This window comes from Aquimarina sp. U1-2, from assembly GCF_017897595.1.
In the GTDB taxonomy this organism is placed as follows: domain Bacteria; phylum Bacteroidota; class Bacteroidia; order Flavobacteriales; family Flavobacteriaceae; genus Aquimarina.
Genome location: NZ_JAGKIK010000125.1, coordinates 1 through 345 on the forward strand (window position 1 = coordinate 1; position 345 = coordinate 345).

Consider the following 345-nt stretch of genomic DNA (forward strand, 5'->3'; position numbering starts at 1 on the left):
TTGTTTAGCACTTGGTGCCCAGACAGCAAAATATACACCTTCAATACCATCAACGGTTACAAGGTGTGATCCAAATTTTTCGTATAATCTAAAATGTTTTCCTGCTTTAAATAAATTAATATCAAATTCTGTAAATAAACTGTAAGGTTTAACGTGTGCCATGGTTTGTTGTTAGTTGTTTATAATGTTTGAAATTCCCTTTAAAGGAATAATTGCCCACCCAGGGCGAGAATTAAGCTCGTAACCTAACTCGTAAACAGCCTTTTCTAGTAAGGCGTATTTTAATAAAAATATGCGTTCTTGGTTGTAACCAATATTTAAATTGGCATTTCTTACTTCAGTAAT

General features: G+C 32.8%; 1 pseudogene. It reads right to left on the minus strand.

The features are described 5' to 3' along the window. Nucleotides 1-171: 171 nt before the first annotated feature. Nucleotides 172-345 (minus strand): annotated as a pseudogene (locus tag J8281_RS19760) (trehalose synthase); the annotation flags it as partial.